This window comes from Streptomyces panacea (genome assembly GCF_040560175.1).
In the GTDB taxonomy this organism is placed as follows: domain Bacteria; phylum Actinomycetota; class Actinomycetes; order Streptomycetales; family Streptomycetaceae; genus Streptomyces; species Streptomyces panacea.
On the sequence record NZ_JARJHW010000012.1, the window covers coordinates 47,958 to 73,548 of the forward strand.

A 25,591-nucleotide genomic window follows, 5' to 3' on the forward strand; every position below is an offset into this window, starting at 1 on the left:
ATCGGGTAATCCGACCAATCTGTGGCGTTGTCGACTCCGAAGACATGTCCGACCGGGCGTTTCCGCGACTCGCGGAGAGAAGACCAAGGGACATGCGGATTCAGTGAACGCACACAGAGACAGTGAGCTCGAAAAGCGACCGGTGTTCGTCGACGCCAGCGGTCGCCGGGGCCGGACGTTCCGGCGGTTCGGCTGGGCGGTCGCCGTCGTCTGCGCCTGTTACGCGACGACCGTGGCGGCCTCGCTGATCGGGGGCAGCTCCAGCGCGCCGTTTCTCCAGATACCGGGCGTGGCGGACGAGGTGGCCGAGGCCGCCGAGGTCACGGGGGAAGAGACCGGGGCCGGGCAGCCCAGCTGGGAGCCGACCATCCCGAACGGGACTCTGCCGTCCGGCTGGGGCTGGGAGGAGGGCGTCGTACCGCCCTCGGCCACGGCGGCTCCCGCCGAAGCGGCCGACGCGACGGACGGGGACGGCGCCGCCGCGCCGCGCGAGACCCCGGCGGGTGGCGCGGGCACGATCGCCTCCGGTGCCGGCCCCGGACAGAACAACGCGGGAACGGGTCCGGGCGCGGACACCGCTCCGACGCCGCCGGCATCGGTGGTGACCCCGCCCGCCGACGACAACACCGGCGCGCCTCCCGAGGAGCCGCGGGACGAGCCCGACCCGTCGCCCGCCGAGCCCGAGGGCAACGGCAATCCGGTCGACGGCCTGCTCGGCGGTCTCCTCGGACTGCCGCCCCTGCTCGGCGGCTGACACGCGCCGACGGCCGGGCGGCCGGGCGCCCGGGTACGGGAAACCTCTCCCGTACCCGGCCGCCCGGCCCGCCATCAGGTGGTGAACCGATGGCGCCCGGACGCCACCGCGTACACCGCGCAACCGTCAGCCATCCGCAGGAACTTCGCGCCCTTGTGCCTGACGTCGCCCGCCTTCCGCGCCGGCACCCACACCTCGGCCGTGGTGTTGGGCGGCACCGAGCACTCCAGCTCGAAGCCGCGCGGCCCCGACTCCCAGCGGGTGGTGATCGGCCCGTAGACCGACGCGTACCGGCCCCCGGCCCGCTTCACCTCGCCACCGGGCCGCGGCCTGATGACGATCTCCTTGAACCCCGGCCGCCCCGGCGCGATCCCCGCGATGTTCGCGTACATCCACTCGCCGACCGACCCGTAGGCGTAGTGGTTGAAGGAGTTCATCCCGGCGTCCTGGAAACTGCCGTCCGGCCTGATCGAGTCCCAGCGCTCCCACATCGTGGTCGCGCCGTTCTCCATCTGGTAGCCCCAGCCGGGGAACGTGCGCCGGTGCAGCAGCCGGTAGGCGACGTCGTTGTGCCCGGTGGCGGTGAGCACCGGCAGCAGCCGGGGCGTGCCGAGGAAGCCGGTCGACAGGTGCCAGTCCTTCGCCTCGATCAGCGCCACCAGCCGGTCGGCGGCGGGCTCGCGGGCCGCCTCGGGCAGCAGATCCATGGACAGGGCGAGCACGTAGGCCGTCTGCGTATCGCCCTTCACCCGGCCGTCGGCGCTCACGTACGCCGCCCGGAAGGCGTCGCGGATCCGGCCGAACAGCGTCTCGTACGGCGCGGGATCCTTGCCCAGCACCGCCGCCGTCCGCGCGGTGAGATCGGCGACGTGCGCGAAGTAGGCCGTGCCGATGACGTCCTTCGGCGTCTCGTCCTCGATGTTGAGCCAGTCACCGAAACCGTCCGCAGGCCGCAGCAGGTCGGTGCTGTGCGCGCGCAGATAGTCCAGCCACTTGACCATCGAGTCCCACGACGCGCCGAGTATCCTCTCGTCGCCGTACGCCTGGTACAGCGCCCACGGCACCGTGACACCGGCGTCGCCCCAACCGGCCGAGCCGTCACCGACGTTGGCGATGTCCGGGGCGACGTGGGTGAACGAGCCGGCGTCGGTCTGCGCGTCCCGCAGGTCCTGGAGCCACTTGGTCAGGAAGCGCGCGGACTCCATGACGTACGTGGCGGTGGGGGCGAAGACATTGATGTCACCGGTCCAGCCGAGCCGTTCGTCCCGCGCGGGCGTGTCCGTCGGAATGGAGAGGAAGTTGCCGCGCTGGCCCCAACTGATGTTGCTGTGCAGCTGGTTGAGCATGGGGACGTCGGAATCGAACTCGAAGGTGAACGGCGCCGACGTGTGCATGACCCGCCCGGTGACCGCGCTCGCGCGCGGCGTGCCCGGGAAGCCGGTGACCTCGACGTAGCGGAAACCGTGGAAGGTGAAGCGCGGCTCGAACGTCTCCTCGCCCCCGCCCTTGAGCGTGTAGGTGTCGGTGGCGCGCGCCGTACGGAGGTTGGTGGTGTAGATCGAGCCGTCCGGGTTCAGCACCTCGGCGTGCCGCAGCCTCACCTTCGTGCCCGCCTTGCCCGACACCCGGAGCCGTACCGAACCGACCATGTTCTGGCCGAGGTCGAAGACGAAGACCCCCGGAGCGACGCGCGTGACCTTCTTGGCGGGCAGCTCCTTGGTGACCCGCACCGGGCCGTCCAGCTCCGCGACGATCTCCGTCTCGATGCCGTCGACCTGCTCGGCCGCGATCCAGCCCGTGTCGTCGAAGCCGGGTGACGTCCAGCCCTTCGTCTCCAGCCGGGCGTCGTACTCCTCGCCCGCCTGCATGTCGGTCGACACGATGGGCCCGGACGCGGCCCGCCAGTTGTTCCCCGACACGACCCGCTCGCTCGTCCCGTCCTTGTACGTGACCTCCAACTGGGCCAGCAGCGAGGGGCGGTCGCCGTAGTGGTGCGGTCCGAACATGCCGAGGTTGCCGCCGTACCAGCCGAGCGCGAGATGCGCGCCGAGCGCGTTGGCGCCGCGCCGGACCAGCGCGGTGACGTCGTACGTCTGGTACTGCACCCGTTGGCGGTAGTCGGTCCAGCCGGGCGCGAACTGGTCCTTGCCGACCCGCTGTCCGTTGATGTGCGCCTCGTAGTGGCCGAGCGCCGTCGTGAGGAGACGGGCGCTCGCGACCGGCTTGTCGGCCAGCCGGAAGGCGTGCCGCAGCTGGGTGGCGGGGAAGTACGCGGGCGCCACCGCGCCCCACGGCCCGGAGCCCCACGCGGGGCCCTTCCTGGCGGCGGGCCAGGCACTGTCGTCGTAACCGGCCTGCCGCCACGCGCCCTCGGCGCCGGACGGCTCCTTGTCCGTGCTCTTCCAGGTGTCGTCCGTGTGGACGGCGGTGGTGCCGTCGGCCGAGGTCAGCTCCAGTACGGCGATGAAACCGGTCGGGCTCTCGCTGGCGTTGATCGCGGACGCGGCCAGGACGTTGGCGCCGGGGCGCAGTTGGGCCGTGACGTCGACGACCGCCGGACGGCGCCAGTTCTCGGCGGGCCCGTCGGGCTCGGTGCGGCTCACCTCGGTGCCGTTCACGTACACGGTGTACGCGTCGTCGGCGCCCACCACGAGACGGGCGCCGGTGACACCGGCCGGGACATCGACGGCGCGGCGGAACCAACGGGTCCCGGCGGGCAGGTTGTTCGCCGGGTCGCCCTCGGGGAACCAGATCCAGGACGAGCCCCGCAGGGTCGGCGCGCCGCTCAGCGTCACCGGCGCGGCGATCCACCGCGCGGACCAGGCCGCCGTGCTCAACAGCCCGGTCTCCCACCAGGCGCTGTCGCTCCAGCCGGAGACCTCACCGGCGGCGTTCCAGACGCGGACCGACCAGTGATACCGCGTCAGGGGCTTGAGCGCGGGCCCCGCGTAGGACACGAGCACCGAGTGGTCCGAGACGACCTTGCCGCTGTCCCACACGTCGGGCTTCGCCAGCTTCTCGGGACTCGACGCGACCCGGACCTGGTACGCGCTCTGCGCCTGGCCGGGCGTGTCGGAGAGCAGGGGCCAACTCAGCCTGGGCTTCGGGGTGTCGAGGCCCAGCGGATTGCGTACGTACTCGACGGTCGGCGCCCCGACCCGGAGTGCGCCGGCCCGGCCAGGGCCGGCGGCGCCGGCCGCGGTCTGCTCGGCGGCCTGCGCCGACGACGCGGCGGCCGTGGCGAGGGAGGTGCCCAGCGCGGCTGCGGTGGTGGTGGTGAGCATGCGGCGTCTACTGATCACGTCAACCCCAGAACAATTCGACAGTGAATCGATTCATTGCGTGAAAGTAGGGGCGGGCTCCTGCCGCGTCAAGGTGTCGCGCTCACATTGCCCTGTCGGACAGGCGATTTGGTCCGCATTGCTGAACCCTTTCAGTGCGATCCGGCCATGGCTCCGGCCGCCGCTCCGGTCGCGGCTCCTGCCACCGTCGCGTCGCCTCGGGGCGCGGATGGATGGTCCGGCGATATGTGTGGTTTACGGTGCTTTTCATGACGGGGAGCAGTGGCGGGAGCGGTGGCGGTACCAGGGACGACCGGGCAGCGCACGGGCCCGCCCACGGGAGACGGCGCGCCGTCATGGAGTGGCTGGACCAGTTCCGGAACTCGCCCTTCCTGCCCGCGACCGTCCTGCTGCTCATCCTGTCCGCCATGGCGGGGCTGTTCGCCGGCTCGTACACCTACGCCATGGCCAACCCGACCCCGCACCAGATTCCCACCGCCGTCGTCGGCTCCTCGTCCACCCCGGCGGCCGAAAGCTTCACGCGGGCGATGGAGAAGGCGCTCAACACCTCCTTGCGAACGCGTACCTACGACAGCGACGCGGCCGCCCGCCACGCGGTGGAGGAGCAGGAGGTCTTCGCGATCCTGACCTTCCGCCGGGCGGGTGTCACTCTGAACGTGGCCGGCGCCGCCGGGGCGTCCGTCGCCGAAGTGCTCACCGAGGCGGCGCCGAAGGCCGCCCGCGCCACCGGGGTTCCGGTACGGGTGAGCGACATCAAGCCGCTCCAGAAGGGCGACCCGCGAGGGCTGGCCCTGTTCTACATCTCACTTGCCGCGGTGATCGTCGGCTTCATCGGCGCGATCCAGCTGAGCGTCCACGCGAAGGGGCTCGACCCGGCCGAACGAATCGGCTTCATCGCCGCCAACGGGCTGCTCGGCGGCTTCGCCATCGCCGCCGTCGTGGACTGGCAACTGGGCGCGATCGACCTGCCGTTCGCCGAGTCGTGGTCGATCCTGGCGTTCACGATGTTCACGTCCGGGATGGTCTTCACCATGTTCAACACCCTGCTGGGGCGCTGGGCGATGCTCCCCACCTGGGGGCTGATGGTGCTCCTCGGCAACCCGTCGTCCGGCGGCGCCGTGTCCTGGCCGCTGCTGCCGTCGCTCATCGGCCATGTCGGCCGCTGGCTCCCGCCGGGCGCGTCCGTCAACGCGCAGCACACGGCCGTGTACTTCGGGGAGTCCCAGCACGCGTTTCCCTTCCTCGTACTGGCCGGCTGGGCGCTGCTGTCGATCGTCGTCTTCTGGTCCTGGCGCCACCGCCATCCGGGCGGGCGGGCGACCGCGACTGCGGACGAGGACAGGGACGAGGGCAAGGACAGGGACGAGGACGAGGGCCGGGGCGAGGGTTCACCCGCCTGAGCGCGGCGTCCTCACGCGCCCGGTTCCGCCGTACCGGTTCGGCCGTACCGAACGCCTCCCCGGCCAGTTTGCAACCGTTGCGCGTGTACGGTCCCCGACTCTGCCAGGATCACTTCCGGGTACTCCGGGGCGGCGGCTTCGGCCGTGACCGCGGACGGGCGTCCGATGTTCTCGGGCGTCCGACGGGACTGTCGGCGACCAGGGCGGCCATGTGCCCGTCCGGTGGGCGCGCGGGTCGTCGGACGGCCGCCCGGCGGTCGGCCGGGGGTGATCCAAGGGTGATCCAGGAAAATGTTGTCATGCGGTAACTGATCGCTTTAGTCTCAACCCGGACGCACCCGGCGGTCCCACGGGCCGTGGCGCCCGTGGCGAGAGGAGAACAACTGCCATGGGCACCCGCCCGAACACAGCGGTCAAATCCACCTCAGGCAGACCCGGCACCCCTCCGTCGCCCGGCACACGGGGACGCGTCCCCGCGAGCAGGGACACGACGCGGGGGGAAGAGGCCCTGTGGAGCGGCCGACCGCCCACGGTGCTGCTGATCGAGGACGACCCCGGCGACGCGCTCCTGGTCGAGGAACTGGTGGCCGACAGCGAGGTCCCGCTGCGGCTGAGCCTCGCCAGGACGCTGACCGAGGCGGTCGTCGCGCTGGAGGCGGAGGTGCCCCAGTGCATCCTGCTGGACCTCCATCTGCCGGACGCCCAGGGCCTGGAAGCCCTGGAGCGGGTCCTCGTCCACGCCGGGGGCGCGGCCGTGGTCGTGCTGACCGGGCTCGCCGAGGAGCAGGCCGGTCTCGCGGCCGTCGCTGCGGGGGCCCAGGACTATCTGATCAAGGGGCGGGTGGAGCCCGACCTGTTCCTGCGCGCGATCCGCTACGCGATCCAGCGCAAGCACACCGAACAGGCGGCGTCCGCCCTCCAGACGAGCCGGCTCCGCGCCCAGGAGAACGCCCGCCTGGAGCGCGGTCTGCTGCCCACCCCGCTGCTCCTCGACTCGACGGTCGCCATATGCGCCCGCTACCAGCCCGGCCGCTCCCAGGCGCTGCTCGGCGGCGACTTCTACGACGTCGTGCAGACACCCGACGGCATGACCCACGCGGTCGTGGGCGACGTCTCCGGGCACGGGCCCGACGAGGCGGCGCTCGGCGTGTGCCTGCGGGTCGCGTGGCGCTCCTTCGTCCTGGCGGGCGCCCGCGGCCAGCGACTCCTCGCCCTGCTCGAACAGATCCTCGTCGCCGAACGGTCCGGGCCCGAGATCTTCGCCACCCTCACCTGTCTGACCCGGCTCCCGGCCGAGGACCACATGAACGTGATGCGCGCCGGCCACCCCGGAGTGCTGATCCGCTCGCCCGAGAGCGGTGTACGCCTGGAGGAGGTGCCGGGCGGTCCCGTACTCGGCCTGCTGCCCGGCCGGGCGTCCTGGCCCGTGACCCCCGTCCCCGTCCACCGGCACGGCGCGGTGATGATGTTCACCGACGGGCTCATCGAGGGACGTATCGGCACCGGTTTCGAACGGCTGGGGGAGTACGGACTCCTGGAACTCGCCCGGCGCCACGCACACGAGGCGGCCGAGACGTTTGTCGACACGCTGATCCACTCCGCGCAGACCCTCGCGGCGAGCGGCGGTGGCCTGGCCGACGACGTCGCCGTGCTTCATCTCGAATGGAACGGTGCCACCTGATGTCCGACACCCCGCGAGCTCCCGCCGGGACGCCGCGCCCGCCGTTCGGCCACCGGGTCCGGATACTCCGGCGGCTGACCGTCCAGGCCTGGTTCCTGCTGGCCGTCGCCGCCCTCTGCGTCATGACGCTGGGCGCCGGGGCGGTGGCCGCGGCCACGCTCGCGCGCACCACCGAGACCGGCGACCACCTGATCGACGAGGTGTCCCCGGCCCGTACCCAGGCCTTCCGGCTCCAGGCCGCCCTCCTCGACCAGGAGACGGGCGTACGCGGCTATCAGCTGACCAGGGACGAGAACCTGCTGGAGCCGTACCGGCGCGGCCTCACCGACGAGACGGCGGCGCGTGAACGGCTCACCGCCCTGATCGACGGGCTCGACCGGCCGGTGGCCGACCTGCGGGCGGTCGACCGGGCGGCGCGCGAGTGGCGCGCCGACTTCGCCGACCCGGCGCTGACGGGCGCGTCGCGCGACGACGCCGCCTCGGTGACCGCGGCGAAGCGGGCCTTCGACCGGGTCCGCGCGGCGCTCGATGCCCAGCAGGAGCACCTCGGGCAGGAGCAGCGCGAAGCGCGGGCCGCGTTCTCCGAGGCGCGCACGGACCGCGACCGGGCGCTGATCGCCGCGCTGGTGGCGTTCCTGCTGACCGGGGTGGCGATCACCGTCCTCGTGCACTTCACGGTGGTACGGCCGCTGGACACCGTGCGCACCGCGTCCCGGCGGGTCACTGAAGGGGACTTCGACCACGCGATCCCCGCGCACGGGCCGGCCGATCTGCGGACGCTGGCGGCGGCCGTGGAGGGCATGCGGCTGCGGGTCGTCAGCGAACTCGCCACCTCCCGGAGCAACGAGAACGAACTCGCGCGCCAGGCCGCCGAGCTGGACGCGAGCGCGGTGGAACTGCGGCGCTCCAACTCCGAGTTGGAACAGTTCGCGTATGTCGCCTCGCACGACCTCCAGGAGCCGCTGCGCAAGGTCGCCTCCTTCTGCCAGCTGCTGGAGAAGCGCTACGGCGACCAGCTCGACGACCGCGCCACGCAGTACATCGGCTTCGCCGTCGACGGCGCCAAGCGCATGCAGATCCTGATCAACGACCTGCTCACCTTCTCCCGCGTCGGCCGGGTCCAGGACGCGCAGGAACCGGTCGCCCTCGACGCGGCCCTGGACCGCGCCGTACGCAATCTCTCGGTGACCATCGAGGAGAGTGGCGCCGTCATCGAGCGCCCGGCCGAGCTGCCCGAGGTCGTCGGCGACCCGACGCTGTTCACGATGCTCTGGCAGAACCTCGTCGGGAACGCGGTCAAGTTCCGCCACCCCGACCGGGATCCGCGCATCGTGGTCGCCGTCGACCGGGTGGAGGGGGCCGAATCCTGGACGTTCACCGTCACCGACAACGGGATCGGCATCGCCGAGGAGTTCGCCGAGAAGGTCTTCGTCATCTTCCAGCGGCTGCACGCCAGGGACGCGTACGCGGGCACCGGTATCGGTCTGTCGTTGTGCAAGAAGGTCGTCGAACACAGCGGCGGGCACATCTGGATCGACACGGCCCACACCGACGGCACCCGGATCGCCTTCACCCTCCCCGCCGAACCACCGCGGCCCGCGGCCGCCGAGCCGTCCTCGCCGGCCGTCACCACCGGCCCGCAGGTCTCCACCGGCCCGCCGGTCACCACCACCGAAGGAAGCACCGTATGAGCACCTCGCCCCAGCCTCGGCCCGTCGAAATCCTGCTCGTCGAGGACGACGCCGGCGACGAACTCATGACCCGCGAGGCGTTCGAGGACAACAAGATCGGCAACACCCTGCATGTCGTACGGGACGGTCTGGAGGCCCTGGACTTCCTCTACCAGCGCGAGGAGCACGCCGAGGCGCCGCGCCCCGATCTCATCCTGCTCGACCTGAATCTGCCCAAGTACGACGGCCGACAGGTGCTGGAGAAGATCAAGTCCGATCCGGACCTCAGCCATATCCCGGTGGTCGTCCTCACCACGTCGGCGGCCGAGGAGGACATTCTCCGCAGCTACAAGCTGCACGCCAACGCGTATGTGACCAAGCCCGTCGACCTCGAACAGTTCATCAAGGCGGTCCAGCAGATCGACGACTTCTTCGTGACCGTGGTCAAGCTGCCGCGCGCGTTCTGAGGACTCACCCGGCGCGCTGTTAAACTTCACAACAGAGAATGTTGTCCTACGTAAACATTCTCGGCGGGGCCCGCACTCCGAACCCCGCACCATCCACCACTCGCACGCGGAAATGGGGCGCGATGACGTCAGGCGCTGTCCGCCGCGGCGCCCCGGTCGTCCGTGGGGCGCGCCTGCGCCGCCGCGTCGAGCCGGGCGGACGCCGCCGCGTGGAAGGCGGTCAGCCCCTGCGTGAGCGCGGCCACGGCCGAGGCGTCCATGCCGTCCAGTACGGCGCTGACCTCCCGCGCCCGGATCGCCCGGTGCTCGTCCAGCACCTTGCGTCCGCGCGGGCTCAGCCGGAGCTCCACCTCACGGCGGCTGGTCGTGCTGGGTCGCCGCTCCACCAGGCCCAGGGCCTCCATCCGGTCGCACAGCCGGCTGACGGACGGGGGACGGGAGCCGAGTGCCCTGCCGAGCGAGCGCAGGTTCGTCCCGTCGTACTTCTCCAGCACGAGCAGGGCTCTGAGCTGCGAGGGCGACACCGTTCCGGACGGCGCCGCCTCCTGTCCGCGCCCCCACAACACCTCGAGCAGCTCCGAGGCGGCACGAGCGGCCTCGGACATCTTTTCGCGCGGACGCGGCTGACCGGTGAGGGGGGACATCCGTCCACTGTGTCACCCGACGGTGACCTCTGTCAGTTCTGCCCCACCTCCGAGGCCGCCCGCGAGGCCACCCCCGTCCCCCTATCAAGATTGTTTGAGAGACCGTGACGCAACGCGACGACGTACTCGGAAGATCGGTGCGGGCAGCCGCGCCGCACGCGCTCGTGGACAGGGTCCGCGACGCGCTCGCCGCCTCGCACGGCGCGACGCGCGTGCAACTGTTCCTCGCCGACTACGGAGCCACGGTCCTCACCCCGTACGACCCGCTGCCGGGCAAGGAACAGCCGCTCTCCCTGTACAACAGCGCGGAGGGGCGGGCGTTCGGCAGCCAGGAGCCGCGCGAGCAGCAGGTCAGACACGGCGACGCCGTGGACCACCACCTGCCGGTGACCGTCCGCGGCGAACGGACCGGCATCCTCTCGGTGCGGCTGCCCGGCGACCGGTCCACTCCGGAGGCCGTGGACGAACTGACGCACGTCGCCGATCTGCTGGGGCACGAGATCCTGGTCGCCGAGCGGGACACCGACGCCTACCAGCGGGCCCGCCGGATCAGCCGGCTCACGCTCGCCGCCGAGATGCAGTGGCAGCTGCTCCCCGCCCGCGCCTGCTCCGCCGAGGAGTTCTCCATCGGAGCCCAGCTGGAACCCGCCTACGCCATCTACGGGGACAACTTCGACTGGGCGGCCGACGCGGAGGAGCTGACCGTCGCCGTCACCAACGGCATGGGCGAAGGCATCCAGGCGTCCCTGCTCAGCAATCTCGCCGTCAACGCCCTGCGCAACGCGCGCCGTTCGGGCCTCGACATCGCGGGCCAGGCGGCCCTCGCCGACCAGGCGCTCTACGAGCAGCACCGGGGCGCGTCGCACGTGTCGACCCTTCTGATGCGTTTCGAGCTGGCGACCGGCCGTGTGGAGGTCGTGGACGCGGGCTCCCCGCAACTGTGGCGCCGGCGCGGCCGGACGGTCGAACGCCTCCCCCTCGAAGCGCAGCTTCCACTCGGCATGTTCGAGGAGTCCCACTACGAGGCCCAGGAATTCCACCTGCTGCCGGGCGACCGGCTGCTCATGGTGAGCGACGGTGTCTACGACGCCCTCTCACCGGACGGTGAGGTGTACGGCGAGCGGGCGCTGGCCCGCGCGATCAACTCCACCAGTCTGCTTCCGGCGGCGGCGGCGCCGCGCGCGCTGCTTCGCGCGCTAGCCGAGTACCGCAAGGCGGAGACCACGGACGACGCGCTCGTGCTCTGCCTCGACTGGGCGGGCAGGGCGGACGCCGAGCGGCCGGCGCAGAGCTGAACGGAGCCGGACCCGCGCGGAGAGCCGGACCCGCGCGGAGCTGAACGGGGGTGCGGGCGCCCGACCGGCGCCCGCACCCCCGTTGTTCAGGTCCGCGGTTCGTTCAGGTGCGGCCGCGGCTCACTCCTCGGTGAGCATCCCCGTACGCAAGGTGGTCAGGATGCGGGAGAGCAGCCGCGACACATGCATCTGCGACACACCCAGCTCGGCGCCGATCTCGGACTGTGTCATCTCACGCCCGAAGCGCATCTCGACGATCCCGCGGTCACGTTCGTCGAGCCCCTCCAGCAGGGGAGCCAGCGCGTGGAAGTTCTCGACGAGTTCCATGGCCGGATCGCACGCCCCGAGCGTGTCGGCGAAGACACGGCCCCCGGAGCCGCCCGGTCCGTCGTCCCCGCCGTCGCTCGGCAGGTCGAGCGAGCCGGCGGTGTAGCCGTTGGAGGCGACCCGCCCGTCGATGACCTCGGCCTCGGTCAGCTCCAGATACCCGGCCAGTTCGCCCACGGTGGGTGTGCGGCCGAGCGTGTCGGTCAGCGCGTCCTGGGCCTTGGCCAGGTCCGTACGCAACTCCTGGAGCCTGCGCGGCACATGGACGGCCCAGGTGGTGTCCCGGAAGAACCGCTTGATCTCCCCGTGGATGTACGGCACGGCGAAGGAGCTGAACTCAACCTCGCGGGACAGGTCGAACCGGTCGATGGCCTTGATCAGACCGATCGTGCCGACCTGGAGGATGTCCTCCAGGTCGCCGCTGCCGAGGTTGCGGAAGCGCCGCGCCGCGAATCTGACCAGGGACTGGTTCATCTCGATCAGTGTGTTGCGGGCGTACTGGTACTCGTGGGTGCCTTCTTCGAGGACCTGGAGCCGGTCGAAGAAGAGCTTCGACAGCTTCCGCGCGTCCTGGGGGGAGACCTTCCCCGTGTCCTCGATCCAGGGAAGCTCGCCGGACGGCGAGTCCGTACGAGTGGTGGCCGCTCCGATGCCCGGAGGGGCCGAAGCGGCGGGGGAATGCGTACTCATCGTCACGTCATCGCCTTTGCTGGTGTAGGCACTCTGCTGTGATGCCACGGCCTGAGGACCCGTCCGGTCCTACCGTGGCCTAATAGTTGCCATCTGGCAAGTGTTGCCCCGCGGGTGGTCCTGCTGCCGGGATGCGTGACCGAAGATCGCCTAGCATGTCCGCGGAAGGCTGGTGAGTCGTGGTACTCAAGACATTCGGCTGGGCATTCGGGTTCACCGTGCTCGGCCTCGCGGTGGCGGTGTTCTACGACGGATGGACCGCACTCGGGGTCGTCGCGATCCTGACCGTGCTGGAGGTCTCGCTGTCCTTCGACAACGCGGTGATCAACGCCGGGATCCTGAAGAAGATGAGTGCCTTCTGGCAGAAGATCTTCCTCACGATCGGTGTCCTCATCGCCGTGTTCGGCATGAGACTCGCGTTTCCCGTCGTCATCGTCGCGGTCACCGCCAAGCTCAGCCCCGTCAAGGCGGTGGAGCTGGCGGTCAACGACAAGGACCGGTACCAGCAACTGGTCACCGACGCCCACCCGTCGATCGCCGCCTTCGGCGGCATGTTCCTGCTGATGATCTTCCTCAACTTCATCTTCGAGGACCGCGAGATCAAGTGGCTGGGCTGGATCGAACGCCCGCTCGCCAAGCTCGGACAGGTCGAGATGCTGTCCGTCTGCCTCTCGCTGATCGTCCTGCTGATCGCCTCCATGACGGTCGCGACCCACGCCCACCAGCACGGCGGCGCGCACGCCGACAAGGCGCAGACGGTCCTCACCTCCGGACTCGCCGGACTCGTCACCTATCTGATCGTCGGCGGGCTCTCCAGCTTCTTCGAGAAGAGACTGGCCGACGAGGCGGACGCACAGGCCGACGCGGAGGTCATCACACCGGGCGAGCCGGGGACGGGGGGCGCGTCCGCCCGGAGCGGCAAGGCCGGCCCCACGCTGGCCGCCATCACCGGCAAGGCCGCCTTCTTCATGTTCCTCTACCTCGAAGTCATCGACGCGTCCTTCTCCTTCGACGGCGTGATCGGCGCGTTCGCCATCACCAACGACATCGTGCTGATGGCACTCGGCCTCGGTATCGGCGCGATGTACGTCAGGTCGCTCACCGTGTACCTGGTCCGCCAGGGGACACTGGACGACTACGTCTATCTGGAGCACGGCGCGCACTACGCGATCGGCGCGCTCGCCGTGATCCTGCTCATCACCATCCAGTACCAGATCAGCGAGATCATCACCGGCCTCATCGGCGTCGTCCTGATCGGCTTGTCCTTCTGGTCGTCGGTCCTGCGCAACCGTCGGATCGCGGCGGGCCGGGCACGCGCGTCGGACATGGCCTGAGGAGTACGTGACCGTGAGGAGCACGTGACGGAGACGGAGACGGAGTACGTGACCACCGGAACCGCCCGCCGCGGTACGGAGACCGCCCGCCGCGTCACCGACGTGCTCCAGCCCCGCAACGTCCTGCTCGCCGGAATGATCGGCATCGGCGCCGCGGCGGCCGGGGACTGGACCGGCATCCCCTGGGGGCTGTTGGGCGCGCTGTGCGCCGGGCTGGTGCCCGCCGCGTACATCGAGTGGGAGCGCGGGCGCGGCAGATGGGGCGACCGGCATGTCGTGAACCGGACGCAGCGGGCACCGATCTTCCTGGTGATCCTCGGCTCGACAGGCGTCGGCGCGCTCGTCATGGTCGCCGGACGGGCACCCACGGGCATCCTGGTCGCGATGACCGCCCTGTGGGCGATGACAATCGTCCTGCTGGCGGTCAACACCGTCTGGAAGATAAGCGTCGACTCCGCCGTGGCGTCCGCGGTCGTCGCGATGCTCGCCGCCGTCCACGATTCGCGGTGGCTCGCGGCGTACGGACTGGTCGTCGCCGTGTGCTGGTCCCGGGTACGGCTCGGCTACCACTCCCTCGCCCAGACGGCGGCGGGCGCCGCACTGGGCGCGGCCACGGCGGCGGCGTTCCTCCCGCTCTAGAACGGGGGGCCGGGAAGACTCACCGGGTCCGTCCGTCGACCGGTTCGTCCTCGATCGCCGGACGGACCCGATGAGCCCGCGCCGCTCCCGCGCATCCGACGCGGCCGATCGGGCGGAAGTCCTCGTGGCGGGGGAGGGTGGAGGCACCGCACACGGGCGACGGAGGGCTTCATGACGAACGGTGACGCGGCGGCCGTCGAGGACGGAGCGCCCGCCCCGCGCTGCCTGGTGACCGGCGCCACCGGCTACATCGGCGGTCGGCTCGTACCGGAACTGCTGGACGCCGGATACCGGGTGCGCTGTCTCGCGCGTACGCCCGAGAAGCTGCGCGACCACGTGTGGGCGGGCCGGGCCGAAGTCGTACGCGGCGACGTCACCGACGCCGAGTCGGTCGGCGCCGCCATGCGGGGCATCGACGTCGCCTACTACCTGGTCCACTCGCTCGGCACCGGTTCCGGCTTCGAGCGGACCGACGCCGACGCCGCCCGGATCTTCGCCGAACAGGCCTACGCGGCGGGCGTCCGGCGCATCGTCTATCTCGGCGGCCTCACCCCGGCAGGCGTACCCGAGCGGGATCTCTCGCCCCATCTGCGCTCCCGCGCCGAGGTCGGGCACATCCTGCTCGACTCGCGCGTCCCCACCACCGTGCTGCGCGCCGCCATCATCATCGGGTCCGGTTCGGCGTCCTTCGAGATGCTGCGCTACCTCACCGAGCGCCTCCCGGTGATGGTCACACCGAGCTGGGTACGGAGCCGGATCCAGCCGATCGCCGTACGCGACGTCCTGCGCTGTCTCGTCGGCGGCGCGCGGATGCCCGCCGACGTCAGCCGCGCCTTCGACATCGGCGGCCCCGACGTCCTGACCTATCTGGACATGATGCACACGTACGCCTCCGTCGCCGGGCTGCGGCACCGGCTGATCGTGCCCGTGCCCGTCCTCACACCGACCCTGTCCAGCCACTGGATCGGCCTGGTCACCCCCGTACCGCGCTCGATCGCCCGGCCGCTCGCCGAGTCCCTGCGCCACGAGGTCGTGTGCCACGAGCACGACATCGCGCGGTACGTCCCCGACGGGCCCGGCCGGCCCATCGGCTTCGAGGACGCGCTGAGGCTGGCTCTCCAACGGATCCAGGACGCCCGGGTCACCACCCGCTGGTCCTCCGCCTCCGTCCCGGGCGCGCCGAGCGACCCGCTGCCGACGGACCCCGACTGGGCGGGCGGCAGCCTCTACACCGACCGCCGCGAACTGACCGTCGACGTCGGCCCCGAGGCGCTGTGGCGGGTCGTCGAGGGGATCGGCGGCGACAACGGCTGGTACTCCTTCCCACTGGCCTGGGCCGTACGGGGCTGGCTGGACCGGCTCGTCGGCGGCGTCGGACTGCGCCGGGGGCGCCGGGACGCCGCCCGGCTGCGGGTCGGCGACTCGCTGGACTTCTGGCGTGTCGAGGAGATCGAACCGGGCCGGCTGCTGCGGCTGCGCGCCGAGATGCGGCTGCCGGGTCTGGCCTGGCTGGAGATGCGCGTCGAGCGGGACGAGCAGGGCCGCACCCGCTACCGGCAGCGCGCCGTGTTCCATCCGCGCGGGCTGCTGGGGCACGCGTACTGGTGGAGCGTCGCGCCGTTCCACGCCGTCGTCTTCGGCGGGATGGCGCGCAACATCGCGAAGGCGGCGAGCAAGGACGCGGCGGCGCCCACCGCCCACACGTAGCCCGTCGAACCCCCCAACCGCCGCGTCCTCGACCTCGGCGGCGAGAACGCGGCCCCGGGCATGATCGGAACCGCCGGACCCTATCTCAAGTAACCGGCACGGTGCGGTCCGGACCGGAGCCCCCGGTCCGGACCCCATCGGAGGGCCATGGGCGGGTACGTCCAGGATGCGGCCGGTGATTGACCCCGTTCGGCCGCCGCGGTTACGTTGCCGGGCATGCAGCGATCCGCGCACCTGACGACGAGAGGTCATATCGACCTCAAGCGCGTGTGCTCCGCGGCGTGTCACCAGGGCTGACGTCACAGCGCCCACGCGGTGGGCCGACCCCCGACGGGAAGTGTCCCGGAGGTCACCACCGCCGCCATCCAGGATCTGGAAGACACCCGTGAAGAAACCGCCGGTGCCCGTCCGTCGCCGACCCACCCACGTACGCCGCGCCGACATCCCGGCCGTCACCGTACCGCCGCGCCGTGCCCCGGGCACGAAGACGGTGCTCAACGCCGTCCTCGACCACGGCCCGGTCGCCCGCAGCACCGTCGCGCGCCTGACCGGACTGTCGCCGGCGTCCGTCACCGGCCACAGCGCGCAGCTGCTGGCCCGGGGGCTGATCCGGGAGAGCCCGGAGACCACCGGGCCGCGCGGGCTCGGCCGGCCGCACGTCCCCCTGGACATCGACACCGGCCGCTACCTGGTGGCGGGCGCGCACATCGCCGTCACCAACTCGACGCTGTCCCTGATGGATCTGCGCGGCCGGATCGTCGCCGAGGACCGGCAGCCGCATCGAGGCCCCCGCCCGCACCCCCGTCAGGTACTCGACGGACTCGCCGGGCGGCTGCCCCGGCTCGTCTCCTCCCACGCGGACGGCCGCTCCGTGCTGGCCCTCGGCGTGGCCACCGGCCACCGGGTGGACCCGGGCGCCGGGTTGATCGTGCTCCATCCCCAACTGGGCTGGCGGAACGTGGCCGTACGCGACCATCTCGCCGACGCGACCGGGCTGCCGGTCCATGTGGACAGCCACGCACGGGCGTTGGCGCGGGCCGAGCAGTTGTTCGGCGAGGCGTCGACGCGGGGGAGCGCCGTACTGCTGTTCGTCGGCGCCGTGGTGGACGCCGCGTTCGCGACCGCCGGAGAGGTGCACCTCGGACCCCGGCACGGAGCGGGCAGCATCGCCCGTCTGCCGGTCGGCGGCGACGGCAGCCTCGAATCGGAGGTCTCCGAACCGGCCATGGTGCGGCTCGCGGCCGAACAGGGCCTGCCCGTCACGTCGTTTCCCGCCCTGCTGGAACGCGCGCTGGCGGGAGAGACCCGGGCGCTGGAGCTGTTCCGCCGCAGGGCCAGGCTCGTCGGCCGGGCCGTGGCCCTGCTGCTGGACATGTTCGACCCCGAGGTACTGGTGGTGGTCGAGCCCGGCACGGGGCTGCTTCCGCACTGCCTGGCCGATCTGCGGACGGAGGTGGCGGAGCGCTCACTCGTCTGCGACGACCCCGAACAGGCCGTCGTGGCAAGCAGTTTCACCGGGAGCGTGCTGTCCACGGCGGGCGCCGCGGTGGCGCTGGGCGCCCTCTACGCCGACCCGCTCGGTCCCTGGCCCGCGCTGACGGCCGTGTCGTGAGCCGTGAGCCGTGAAGCGGGATCGACCGGAGTTAATTCAGAGAGTTGCAATGTTGACCGGGTCCGGGGACGCACAGGACAATGAATTCATGACCATTCGGCAGCGGATTCCGCGGTACGTGCCCTGCCTCTGTTGTCGCGCCTGAATTCTCCTCGCGCCTCGGTCCACCATCGAATTCACCACTGAATTCACCCGGCGAATCGCGTCCGGCCCGCTCGTCGCGCCCCGAATCGCCCGGCCCCGCAGCCTCGTGTGTGGCCGCCGCTTGCCCTTTTCCGCTGCTTCCACCTCTCTTCCTGGGGGAGACGTTGACTGTCACCGTGTCGTCGCATCTCGCTGCGGGCATCGCCCCTGAGCGCTTCAAGAATGTGTTCCGCCGATATCCGGCGGGAGTGGTCGTGGTCACCGCCGACGCCGGCCACGGCCCGGTCGGATTCACCGCCACTTCGCTGACGTCCCTGTCCCTCTCCCCGCCGCTCGTCTCGTTCGGCATCGCCCTCACCGGATCGTCCTGGCCGACGATCGAGCGCGCGTCCTCGGCCGTCGTCAACTTCATCGGCGCCGAACAGGAGCCGCTGGCAAGGACGTTCGCGACCAGCGGCGTCGACAGGTTCGCCGCGCCGACGGCCTGGCACCGTCTGCCGGAGGGGGAGCCCGTGCTCGACGGCGTGGCCGGCTGGCTGCGGCTGAGCATCCAGCGGATCGTCCCCGCCGGTGACCACCGGATCGTCGTGGGCCGCGTGGAGGACACCGAGCACGACGACAGCCGGCGCCCGCTGCTCTTCCACGACGGCCGCTACCTCGCGCTGTGAGCCGTAACCCGCGCCCGTAGCCGTACTCCGCAGCCGTACTCCGCAGCCACCGCCGCGCGGCCGTAGCCGTAGGCCACAGCCGTAGACCCGCCCCCCCCAGGAGAAGAAGACCCATGTCACGCGACCCGGACCGCAAGCACCTGCACCTCAACGCCTTCCTGATGACCGTCGGCCATCACGAGGCCGCCTGGCGACTCCCGCAGAGTCCCACCGACGGAACGGACGTCGAGCACTACAAGAACCTGGCCCGCATCGCCGAGCGCGGCAGACTCGACTCCCTCTTCCTCGCCGACGGCCCCGTCCTGCACGGCGACCCGGGGCGGCGGCCCTCCAGCATCCTGGAACCCACCGTGCTGCTGACCGCCCTGGCCGGCGTCACCAGCAGGATCGGCCTGATCGCCACCGCGTCCACCAGTTACAACGAGCCGTACAACCTCGCCCGCCGGTTCGCCTCCGTCGACCATGTCTCGGGCGGTCGAGCCGGCTGGAACATCGTCACCACGGCGGGCGCCGACGCCGCCCGCAACTTCGGTCTGGACGACACCCCGCTCCATCGCGAGCGCTATCTGCGGGCGGCCGAATTCCTGGACGTGGCAACCAAGTTGTGGGACAGCTGGGCCGACGACGCGGTGGTGAACGACAAGGAGGGCGGAGTCTACGCGCGCGCCGAACGCGTCCGCCGGATCGACCACCGCGGCCCACACTTCCGGGTCGACGGCCCCCTGAACGTACGGCGCTCCCCGCAGGGCCACCCCCTCCTCGTCCAGGCCGGATCCAGCGAGGACGGCAAGGACTTCGCCGCGCGCTACGCGGAGGCGGTGTTCACCGCGCAGCAGACCCTGGAGGAGGGCGTCGCCTTCTACAAGGACGTCAAGCGGCGCGCGGTGACCTTCGGGCGCGACCCGGACGGCATCAAGATCCTGCCGGGGATCGTGCCGGTCATCGGCGCCACGGAGGCCGAGGCGCTGGCGCTGGACGCGGAACTGGACCGGCACATCGTCCCCGAATACGGCCGACGTCAGCTGGCCCATCTCATCGGCGTCCCCGAGGAACGACTGTCGCTGGACGAGGAGTTGCCAGACGACATCCCCACCGAGGACGAGATCGAAGGCGCGAAGAGCCGCTTCACACTGGTCGTGGAGCTGGGCAGGCGCGAGCGCCTGACGGTACGTCAGCTCATCGGCAGGCTCGGCGGGGGCCGCGGGCACCGCACCTTCGCCGGCACCGCCGAGCAGGTCGCCGACACCATCGAGCACTGGTACGACAGCGGCGCGGCCGACGGCTTCAACATCATGCCGGCGCTGCTCCCCTCCGGACTGGAGGTCTTCGTCGACCAGGTCGTGCCGATCCTCCAGGAGCGTGGCCTCTTCCGTACCGAGTACACCGGCACCACGCTGCGTGAGCACTACGGACTGCCGCGCCCCGCCAACCGGCTGTTCGACACGGCGCAGAGCGCCGTTGTCGGCGGCTGACTGCGGTCCGTACGGCGAAGCGGACAGGCGGGGCCCGGAGCGGAGTCGTACGCGATACTGCGCGCATGCGCATTTCAGCCAGAGCGGACTATGCGGTACGTGCCGCGCTGGAACTCGCGACGTCCAGCGACGAGGCCCCGCTGAAGGCGGAGGCGATCGCCGCCGCCCAGGACATCCCGCACAAGTTCCTCGAAGGCATCCTCAACGACATGCGCCGGGGCGGGCTCGTGGTGAGCCGGCGCGGTGGCAACGGCGGATACCGGCTGGCCAGGCCCGCGGACGCCATCAGCATCGCCGATGTCATCCGCGCGGTGGACGGACCTCTCGTCTCGGTGCGCGGGGTCCGTCCGCCCGAGCTGTCCTACTCCGGCCCCGCCGAGTCGCTGCTGCCGCTGTGGATCGCGCTGAGGGCCAATGTCCGCCAGATCCTGGATGTGGTGACCCTGGCCGATGTGGCGTCGGCGGGGCTGCCGGACGACGTGTCCGCGCTCGCGGCCGACCCCGAGGCCTGGACGAACCCCTGACAGGGGAACCGGCCACCGTTCCGTTTCGCCGACCGGAACGCGAGTCCACCATATGAACACGCACTTGGGGCGGCGGAGACTCCGTGCCAGTATTCCTACTAATCCAGTGGGAAAACTAGGGATGTTGGAGGTGGCCGGCACCGTGCCGACGAAACCCGTGGTCCGCACCGCCGCCCCGCGCAAGCCCCCCGTGGCCGACGACGCGATGTGGCCGCGCGTCACGCGCGAGGTGGCCGACGATCTCGCCGCCGACGCGATCGCCCGCGACAGGGCCGGCAAGCCGCCGTACGACGAGGTGGCACGGCTGCGCGAAGCCGGTCTGCCCGCGCTCCTGACACCACCCGCGCTTCTCGGCCGCGCCCACACGGGCCCGGGCCTCCTCGACCAGAACGGTCACGCCGCCCACGGGAGTCACGCGGGCGCCGACTGGCGCACCGCCGCCGCCGTGATCCGCGAGATCGCGGCCGCCGACGGCTCCATCGGCGAACTCATCGCCCGGCACTACGTGCTGTCGTGGAGCGGCCGCTTCTTCGGCGCGCCGGACGACCCGGCCGCCGGTCACGAACCACCCGCCGTCGTCCACGGCTGGCTCCTCGGTGGCAGCACCGACCTCCCGGACCCGGAGGCCGGCCCCGGCCTCACCCTCTCGCCGGCCGAATCGGGCTATCTGCTCAACGGCCGGCGGACCTTCGCCGCCGGTGTCACCGTCGCCGACCGGCTCGTCGTCGGCGCGACCTCCACGCGGACCGGCGAGCTGCTGATCGCACTCGTGAACCCGGCCCACCCCGGTGTCCTGGCCGGCGCCGACAACGACCGCCTCGGCCAGCGGCTCACCGGCGCCGGCAGCGCCGATTTCGACAACGTGCCCGTGGGCGCCGACCACATCCTCGGCGTGCTGCCACGCGACGAGCACGCCGTCTCCGCGTTCACCGCGCTCGCGCCGCTCGCGCTGCGGCTCGTCCTCAGCCATGTCGCCCTGGGCATCGCCGAAGGCGCGCTCGCCGAGGCCCGCGACGTCAGCCGGGCGGTGCAGCCCGCGCCGCGCTCCGAGGCGCCGGACGCCAGCACCTACGCGGTGCGGCCGAGCGGCGACCCGTATCTCCTGCTCGCGTACGGGGAGTTGGCCACCGCCGCGTTCACCGCCGCCGCTGTCGTGGAACGCGCGACGGACGCCCTGGAGCAAGGGCTGTTCACCGGGCGGGACATCGGGATGGACGAGCGCGCCGAGATCGCCGTCCTGGTCGCCGCGGCCGAGGCCGTCACGAGCAGGTCCGCGGTCGACATCACCACGCGCATCCTCGAACTCACCGAAGCCGCGACGTCGCCCGACGGCAGCGCGGCCCTCGACCGGTTCTGGCGCAACGCCCGCGCGCTGACCGCGCAGAGCTCACCCACCCACCGGCTCCGCGACATCGGCGACCACTACCTCAACGGCACACACCCGCCGTTCACCGCCCGCTCCTGACCGGCTCCGGACTCCGGCCGGCCGGGGCGGGCCGACCGGTCGGGGAAGCCTCCGGCGCCGCCACCAACCGGCCCGGCGACCGGGTGAGTTCGTCCTCCGGGACCGTCAGCGGCATCCGCGCCCGGCCGTCGCGGGCCTCGGTCGCGCCGCGCCCACCGCGCCGCGCCCCCGCGCCCACCGATGGGGCAATCCGGCCGGCGGGAAGCGGTATGGGATCGGATGGCGAGCGTCATCGAAGGACGCCCCCTCCTCCGGCGTCGCACCCCGAGCCCCGAAGCCGGGACCACGCGCGTGGGCGGCCGGGGGCCTCACGCGTAGGAGACCCGTTGAAGCTCAGTCATGTCGCCGCGGCGCTCGTCGGATCCGCGCTGATCGCCGTCGCGGCGGCGGCGCCCTCGTCCTCGTCCTCTTCCGTGCCGGAAGGCCCCGTCCGCGAGGCGGTGGCCCCCAACGCCGGTCTGGCGAAGTTCTCCGCGGCGTTCACCCGGTCGCGGACCGACCCCGAGATGCCGCCGCCCGGCGCCGACGACTGGGCCTGCGTGCCCAGCGCCGCGCACCCGCGCCCCGTCGTGCTGATCCACGGCACCTGGGCGAACGCCTACGCCAACTGGGCGGGGCTGTCGCCCGTACTGAAGCAGGCCGGCTACTGCGTCTACGCCCTCAACTACGGCGCACCCGAAGGCGATGTCTTCAAGGCCAGGGGCCATATCCCCGAGTCCTCCAAGGAGGTGGCCGCCTTCGTCGACAGGGTGCTGGACGCCACGGGCGCGCTGCAGGCCGACCTGGTCGGGCACTCCCAGGGCGGCGGGCTGCTGCCGCGCTGGTATCTGAAGTTCGACGGGGGAGCGGCGAAGACCCACCGGCTGGTGGGGATCGCGCCGAGCAACCACGGGACGACCGTGTCGGGCATGGCGTCCCTCGCCAAGTCGTTGCGGGTGCTGGACGCCACGGCACGGATGGCCGGGGAGGCGGCGAAGGACCAGACCGTCGGATCCGACGTCAACGCCCGGCTGGACGCCGACGGTGACACCATGCCCGGCGTCCGCTACACGACCGTCGTCACGCGCACCGACGAGGTGGTCACCCCCTACCGCCAGCAGTACCTCGCGGCGGGCCCCGACGCCCCGGTGGACAATCTGACCCTCCAGGACGCGTGCCCGATCGACATGAGCGCGCATCTGGGCATCGCCTACAGCACGGTCATGTACCGCCTCGTACTCAACGCCCTCGACCCGGCGAACGCCCGCACGGCGAGCTGCCTCAGCTGAGCGCGGTCACCGGCCCGGAGCGGTCGGCAAAAGCGATGTACGGCCGGAGGCCGCGCGCGGCAGCATGGGGCGTATGACGCCACCGACGCGACCTCCGGACCGGCCCCGTACGACTCCCGTCACGCCCTCGCCGATCTCCCCTGCCTCCCCGCCCTCGTCCGGCCGCGAGGCGGCTCGCCGGAGTCTCGAAGCGCTCGCGCTCGGCGACGCCTTCGGCGAGCGGTGGTTCCCTCTCTTCCGTGACCGGTCGCGGGCGTACGCGGAGATCAAAGCCCGCGTCACGCCGCGGGAGCCCGAGTGGCACTGGACCGACGACACGGCGATGGCCCTCGCCGTCGAACGGGTGCTCGATCAGGGCGGCTTCATCGATCAGGACCGCCTCGCCCTCTGCTTCGCGCTCACCTTCGACGCGGACCAGGGGCGCGGCTACGGGCACGGCATGCACCTCCTGCTGCCCCAACTCCTCGCCGAACCGGCGAGTTGGCGGACCCTCGCACCCACCCTCTTCGAGGGCGGCAGCCTCGGCAACGGGGCGGCGATGCGCGTCGCGCCCCTCGGCGCCCGGTTCGCGGACGACCTCGAACGCGTCGTGGAACAGGCCACGTTGTCGGCCGAGGTGACCCACGCCCATCCGCAGGGCATCGCGGGCGCCGTGGCCGTCGCGGTCGCCGCGGCGCTCTCGGCCCGTGGTGAGCTGACGATCGCGGCGGTCACGGAGGCGACCCCGCCGGGGCCGGTACGGGACGGTCTCGCGCGGGCGGTGGACGTGCCCTTCGACACCGAGCCGTGGAAGGCGTCCGACATCCTCGGCAACGGACAGCGCATCCGGGCCGACGACACCGTCCCGTTCGCCGTCTGGACGGCGGCCAGGCACCCCGACGACCTGATGGACGCGCTGTGGTCGACGGCCGAGGCCTTCGGCGACGTCGACACGACGTGCGCCATCACGGGCGGCATCGTGGGCGCGCGTACGGGTGTGGAGGGCGTGCCGCGCGAGTGGCTGGACCGGCGGGAGGGGCTGAGCTAGGGACCGTCCTCACCCGGGTGTCCGACGGAGCGGAAATCGTTCGTGCGTTCGAATGTGTGGTTATGCTGGACGTATGGCAGTGCACGCGCAGGGTTCACTCTTCGACCAGACCGACGAGATCCGGCTCGGTCCGCTCACGGACGTCCGGCGGACCGTCCTCGGCGACGGGGCGTGGATCGATCTGCTTCCCGGCTGGCTCGGCGGGGCCGACGTGCTGTACGAGGAGCTGGCCTCCCGCGTGCCGTGGCGCGCCGAGCGGCGGCGGATGTACGAGCGGGAGGTGGCGGTGCCACGGCTGCTCGCCTTCTACGGAGAGCGGGGCGAGCGGGGCGACGGTGCGCGGGAGGGGCTGCCGCACCCGGTCCTGGACGAGGCGCGCGACGCGCTGAGCGCGTACTACGCCGACGAACTGGGCGAGCCGTTCGCGACCGCCGGACTCTGCTTCTACCGCGACGGCCATGACGGCGTCGCCTGGCACGGCGACCGGACGGGCCGGGGCTCCCACGAGGACACCATGGTCGCGATCCTGTCCGTCGGCGCCCCGCGCGATCTGATGCTACGGCCCCGCCACCGTCACGGCTCCGTCGTCCGCCGGCCCCTCGGGCACGGCGACCTCATCGTGATGGGCGGCTCCTGTCAGCGCACCTGGGAGCACGCGATCCCCAAGACGACGCGAGCGGTGGGCGCGCGCATCAGCGTCCAGTTCCGGCCACGCGGCGTGAGCTGACCGCCAGGAGTCGCTTCACGAACAACAGGTCCCTCCTTGACGTCTCGACGTCGGCGATGTGCAATATATTGCATGCCGGTACCCCAGAGCCGAGGGCTCGTCTCCAGATCGCTCCTCCGGGAGAACGCCTACAGGGCCCTCAGGGACGCGATCGTCGACGGCACACTCACGCCGGGGGAGCGGCTCAACGACAACGATCTCGTGGAGTGGCTGGGCATCAGCCGCACCCCCATCCGGGAGGCGCTGGCGCGTCTGGAGCAGACCGGTCTCGTACGGACCAAGCCCGGCCGCTACACGATCGTCAGCCCGCTGGACCTCCGGGCCGCCCGGGGCGCGCAGTCCGTCACCGCCGCCATGCACGAACTGGCCGTACGGGAAGCCCTGCCCAACCTGTCCACGGCCGAACTAGACGCCATGCGCGACGCCAACACCCGCTTCGCCTCCGCCCTGGCCAGGAACGACGTCGACGCGGCGCTGGCCGCCGACGACGCGTTCCACGGCGTCGCCGTCACCGCGAGCGCGAACCAGGCCCTGAGTGCCGTGCTCGAACAGTTCACACCGGTGCTGCGCCGCGTCGAGCGGCTGCGCTTCTCCTCGCTGAGTGGCCGGGGCTCGGTCGCCCAGCACGACCGGATCGTCGAGCTGTGCGCCGCCGGTGACATGGACGGAGCCGCGGCGGCGACGCGCGCCAACTGGGAGACGCTCGCCCCGCTGCTGGACGCCCTGCCCTCCGACGACGACCCGCACGAGGCCTGACCCTGTCTCTTATACACA

General features: G+C 71.7%; 21 protein-coding genes. 18 read left to right on the plus strand and 3 right to left on the minus strand.

All coding sequences use genetic code 11. The features are described 5' to 3' along the window. Positions 1-103 precede the first annotated feature (103 nt). Positions 104-754, plus strand: a complete 651-nt coding sequence (locus tag P3L51_RS05385; RefSeq protein ID WP_354603872.1) for a hypothetical protein — start codon at positions 104-106, stop codon at positions 752-754. 74 nt (positions 755-828) lie between these two features. Here the strand turns inward: P3L51_RS05385 and P3L51_RS05390 are convergent, their stop codons facing one another. Further along, positions 829-4,056 (minus strand): alpha-L-rhamnosidase, encoded by a 3,228-nt coding sequence (locus P3L51_RS05390; protein WP_354603873.1) that lies wholly within the window; start codon positions 4,054-4,056, stop codon positions 829-831. 248 nt (positions 4,057-4,304) lie between these two features. Here P3L51_RS05390 and P3L51_RS05395 point away from each other — a divergent pair, with 248 nt between their 5' ends. From P3L51_RS05395 to P3L51_RS05410, 4 genes are all read left to right on the plus strand, one after another. Continuing rightward, positions 4,305-5,456 carry an ABC-2 transporter permease gene (locus P3L51_RS05395; RefSeq protein ID WP_435594378.1) on the plus strand — a complete coding sequence of 384 codons (1,152 nt, stop codon included), beginning with the start codon at positions 4,305-4,307 and terminating at the stop codon, positions 5,454-5,456. Positions 5,457-5,844: 388 nt separating this feature from the next. Continuing rightward, positions 5,845-7,137: a PP2C family protein-serine/threonine phosphatase gene (locus P3L51_RS05400; protein ID WP_354603874.1), complete on the plus strand. Its 1,293-nt coding sequence runs from the start codon at positions 5,845-5,847 to the stop codon at positions 7,135-7,137. Further along, a complete protein-coding gene (locus P3L51_RS05405; RefSeq protein WP_354603875.1) occupies positions 7,137-8,828 on the plus strand; it encodes a sensor histidine kinase in 1,692 nt (563 codons plus the stop codon). The genes P3L51_RS05400 and P3L51_RS05405 overlap by 1 nt, the downstream gene beginning before the upstream one ends. After that, a complete protein-coding gene (locus P3L51_RS05410; protein WP_354603876.1) occupies positions 8,825-9,274 on the plus strand; it encodes a response regulator in 450 nt (149 codons plus the stop codon). The genes P3L51_RS05405 and P3L51_RS05410 overlap by 4 nt, the downstream gene beginning before the upstream one ends. Positions 9,275-9,402: 128 nt before the next feature. Here the strand turns inward: P3L51_RS05410 and P3L51_RS05415 are convergent, their stop codons facing one another. Then, positions 9,403-9,918, minus strand: coding sequence for a MarR family winged helix-turn-helix transcriptional regulator (locus P3L51_RS05415; RefSeq protein ID WP_354603877.1), 516 nt, complete (start codon positions 9,916-9,918; stop codon positions 9,403-9,405). Between the two features lie 104 nt (positions 9,919-10,022). On the opposite strand from P3L51_RS05415, the gene P3L51_RS05420 reads away from it, so the two are divergent. Next, positions 10,023-11,213 carry a PP2C family protein-serine/threonine phosphatase gene (locus P3L51_RS05420; protein WP_354603878.1) on the plus strand — a complete coding sequence of 397 codons (1,191 nt, stop codon included), beginning with the start codon at positions 10,023-10,025 and terminating at the stop codon, positions 11,211-11,213. Positions 11,214-11,333: 120 nt separating this feature from the next. Here the strand turns inward: P3L51_RS05420 and P3L51_RS05425 are convergent, their stop codons facing one another. After that, positions 11,334-12,230: a SigB/SigF/SigG family RNA polymerase sigma factor gene (locus tag P3L51_RS05425; RefSeq protein WP_354603879.1), complete on the minus strand. Its 897-nt coding sequence runs from the start codon at positions 12,228-12,230 to the stop codon at positions 11,334-11,336. 179 nt (positions 12,231-12,409) lie between these two features. Here P3L51_RS05425 and P3L51_RS05430 point away from each other — a divergent pair, with 179 nt between their 5' ends. The 12 genes from P3L51_RS05430 (at position 12,410) to P3L51_RS05485 (ending at position 25,573) form a co-directional block, all read left to right on the plus strand. After that, positions 12,410-13,564, plus strand: a complete 1,155-nt coding sequence (locus P3L51_RS05430; protein ID WP_354603880.1) for a DUF475 domain-containing protein — start codon at positions 12,410-12,412, stop codon at positions 13,562-13,564. Between the two features lie 24 nt (positions 13,565-13,588). Further along, positions 13,589-14,203: a hypothetical protein gene (locus P3L51_RS05435; RefSeq protein WP_354603881.1), complete on the plus strand. Its 615-nt coding sequence runs from the start codon at positions 13,589-13,591 to the stop codon at positions 14,201-14,203. Between the two features lie 171 nt (positions 14,204-14,374). Further along, positions 14,375-15,910, plus strand: a complete 1,536-nt coding sequence (locus tag P3L51_RS05440; protein WP_354603882.1) for an SDR family oxidoreductase — start codon at positions 14,375-14,377, stop codon at positions 15,908-15,910. Between the two features lie 385 nt (positions 15,911-16,295). Next, positions 16,296-17,522 (plus strand): ROK family transcriptional regulator, encoded by a 1,227-nt coding sequence (locus P3L51_RS05445; RefSeq protein ID WP_354603883.1) that lies wholly within the window; start codon positions 16,296-16,298, stop codon positions 17,520-17,522. A gap of 308 nt (positions 17,523-17,830) precedes the next feature. Continuing rightward, positions 17,831-18,334, plus strand: coding sequence for a flavin reductase family protein (locus P3L51_RS05450; protein ID WP_435594379.1), 504 nt, complete (start codon positions 17,831-17,833; stop codon positions 18,332-18,334). A 113-nt stretch (positions 18,335-18,447) separates the two neighbouring features. After that, on the plus strand, positions 18,448-19,806 hold the full coding sequence (locus P3L51_RS05455; protein WP_354603885.1) for an LLM class flavin-dependent oxidoreductase: 1,359 nt from the start codon (positions 18,448-18,450) through the stop codon (positions 19,804-19,806). 65 nt (positions 19,807-19,871) lie between these two features. Continuing rightward, on the plus strand, positions 19,872-20,330 hold the full coding sequence (locus P3L51_RS05460; RefSeq protein WP_354603886.1) for an RrF2 family transcriptional regulator: 459 nt from the start codon (positions 19,872-19,874) through the stop codon (positions 20,328-20,330). Positions 20,331-20,472: 142 nt separating this feature from the next. Next, entirely contained in the window at positions 20,473-21,795 is a 1,323-nt protein-coding gene (locus P3L51_RS05465) for an acyl-CoA dehydrogenase family protein (RefSeq protein ID WP_354603887.1), read from the plus strand. Positions 21,796-22,121: 326 nt separating this feature from the next. Beyond that, complete coding sequence (locus P3L51_RS05470) at positions 22,122-23,063, plus strand: esterase/lipase family protein (protein ID WP_354603888.1); 942 nt, start codon at positions 22,122-22,124, stop codon at positions 23,061-23,063. A 73-nt stretch (positions 23,064-23,136) separates the two neighbouring features. Beyond that, a complete protein-coding gene (locus tag P3L51_RS05475) occupies positions 23,137-24,090 on the plus strand; it encodes an ADP-ribosylglycohydrolase family protein (RefSeq protein ID WP_354603889.1) in 954 nt (317 codons plus the stop codon). 73 nt (positions 24,091-24,163) lie between these two features. Next, entirely contained in the window at positions 24,164-24,817 is a 654-nt protein-coding gene (locus P3L51_RS05480; protein WP_354603890.1) for an alpha-ketoglutarate-dependent dioxygenase AlkB, read from the plus strand. Positions 24,818-24,889: 72 nt separating this feature from the next. After that, positions 24,890-25,573, plus strand: coding sequence for a GntR family transcriptional regulator (locus P3L51_RS05485; RefSeq protein ID WP_354603891.1), 684 nt, complete (start codon positions 24,890-24,892; stop codon positions 25,571-25,573). Positions 25,574-25,591: the final 18 nt, after the last annotated feature.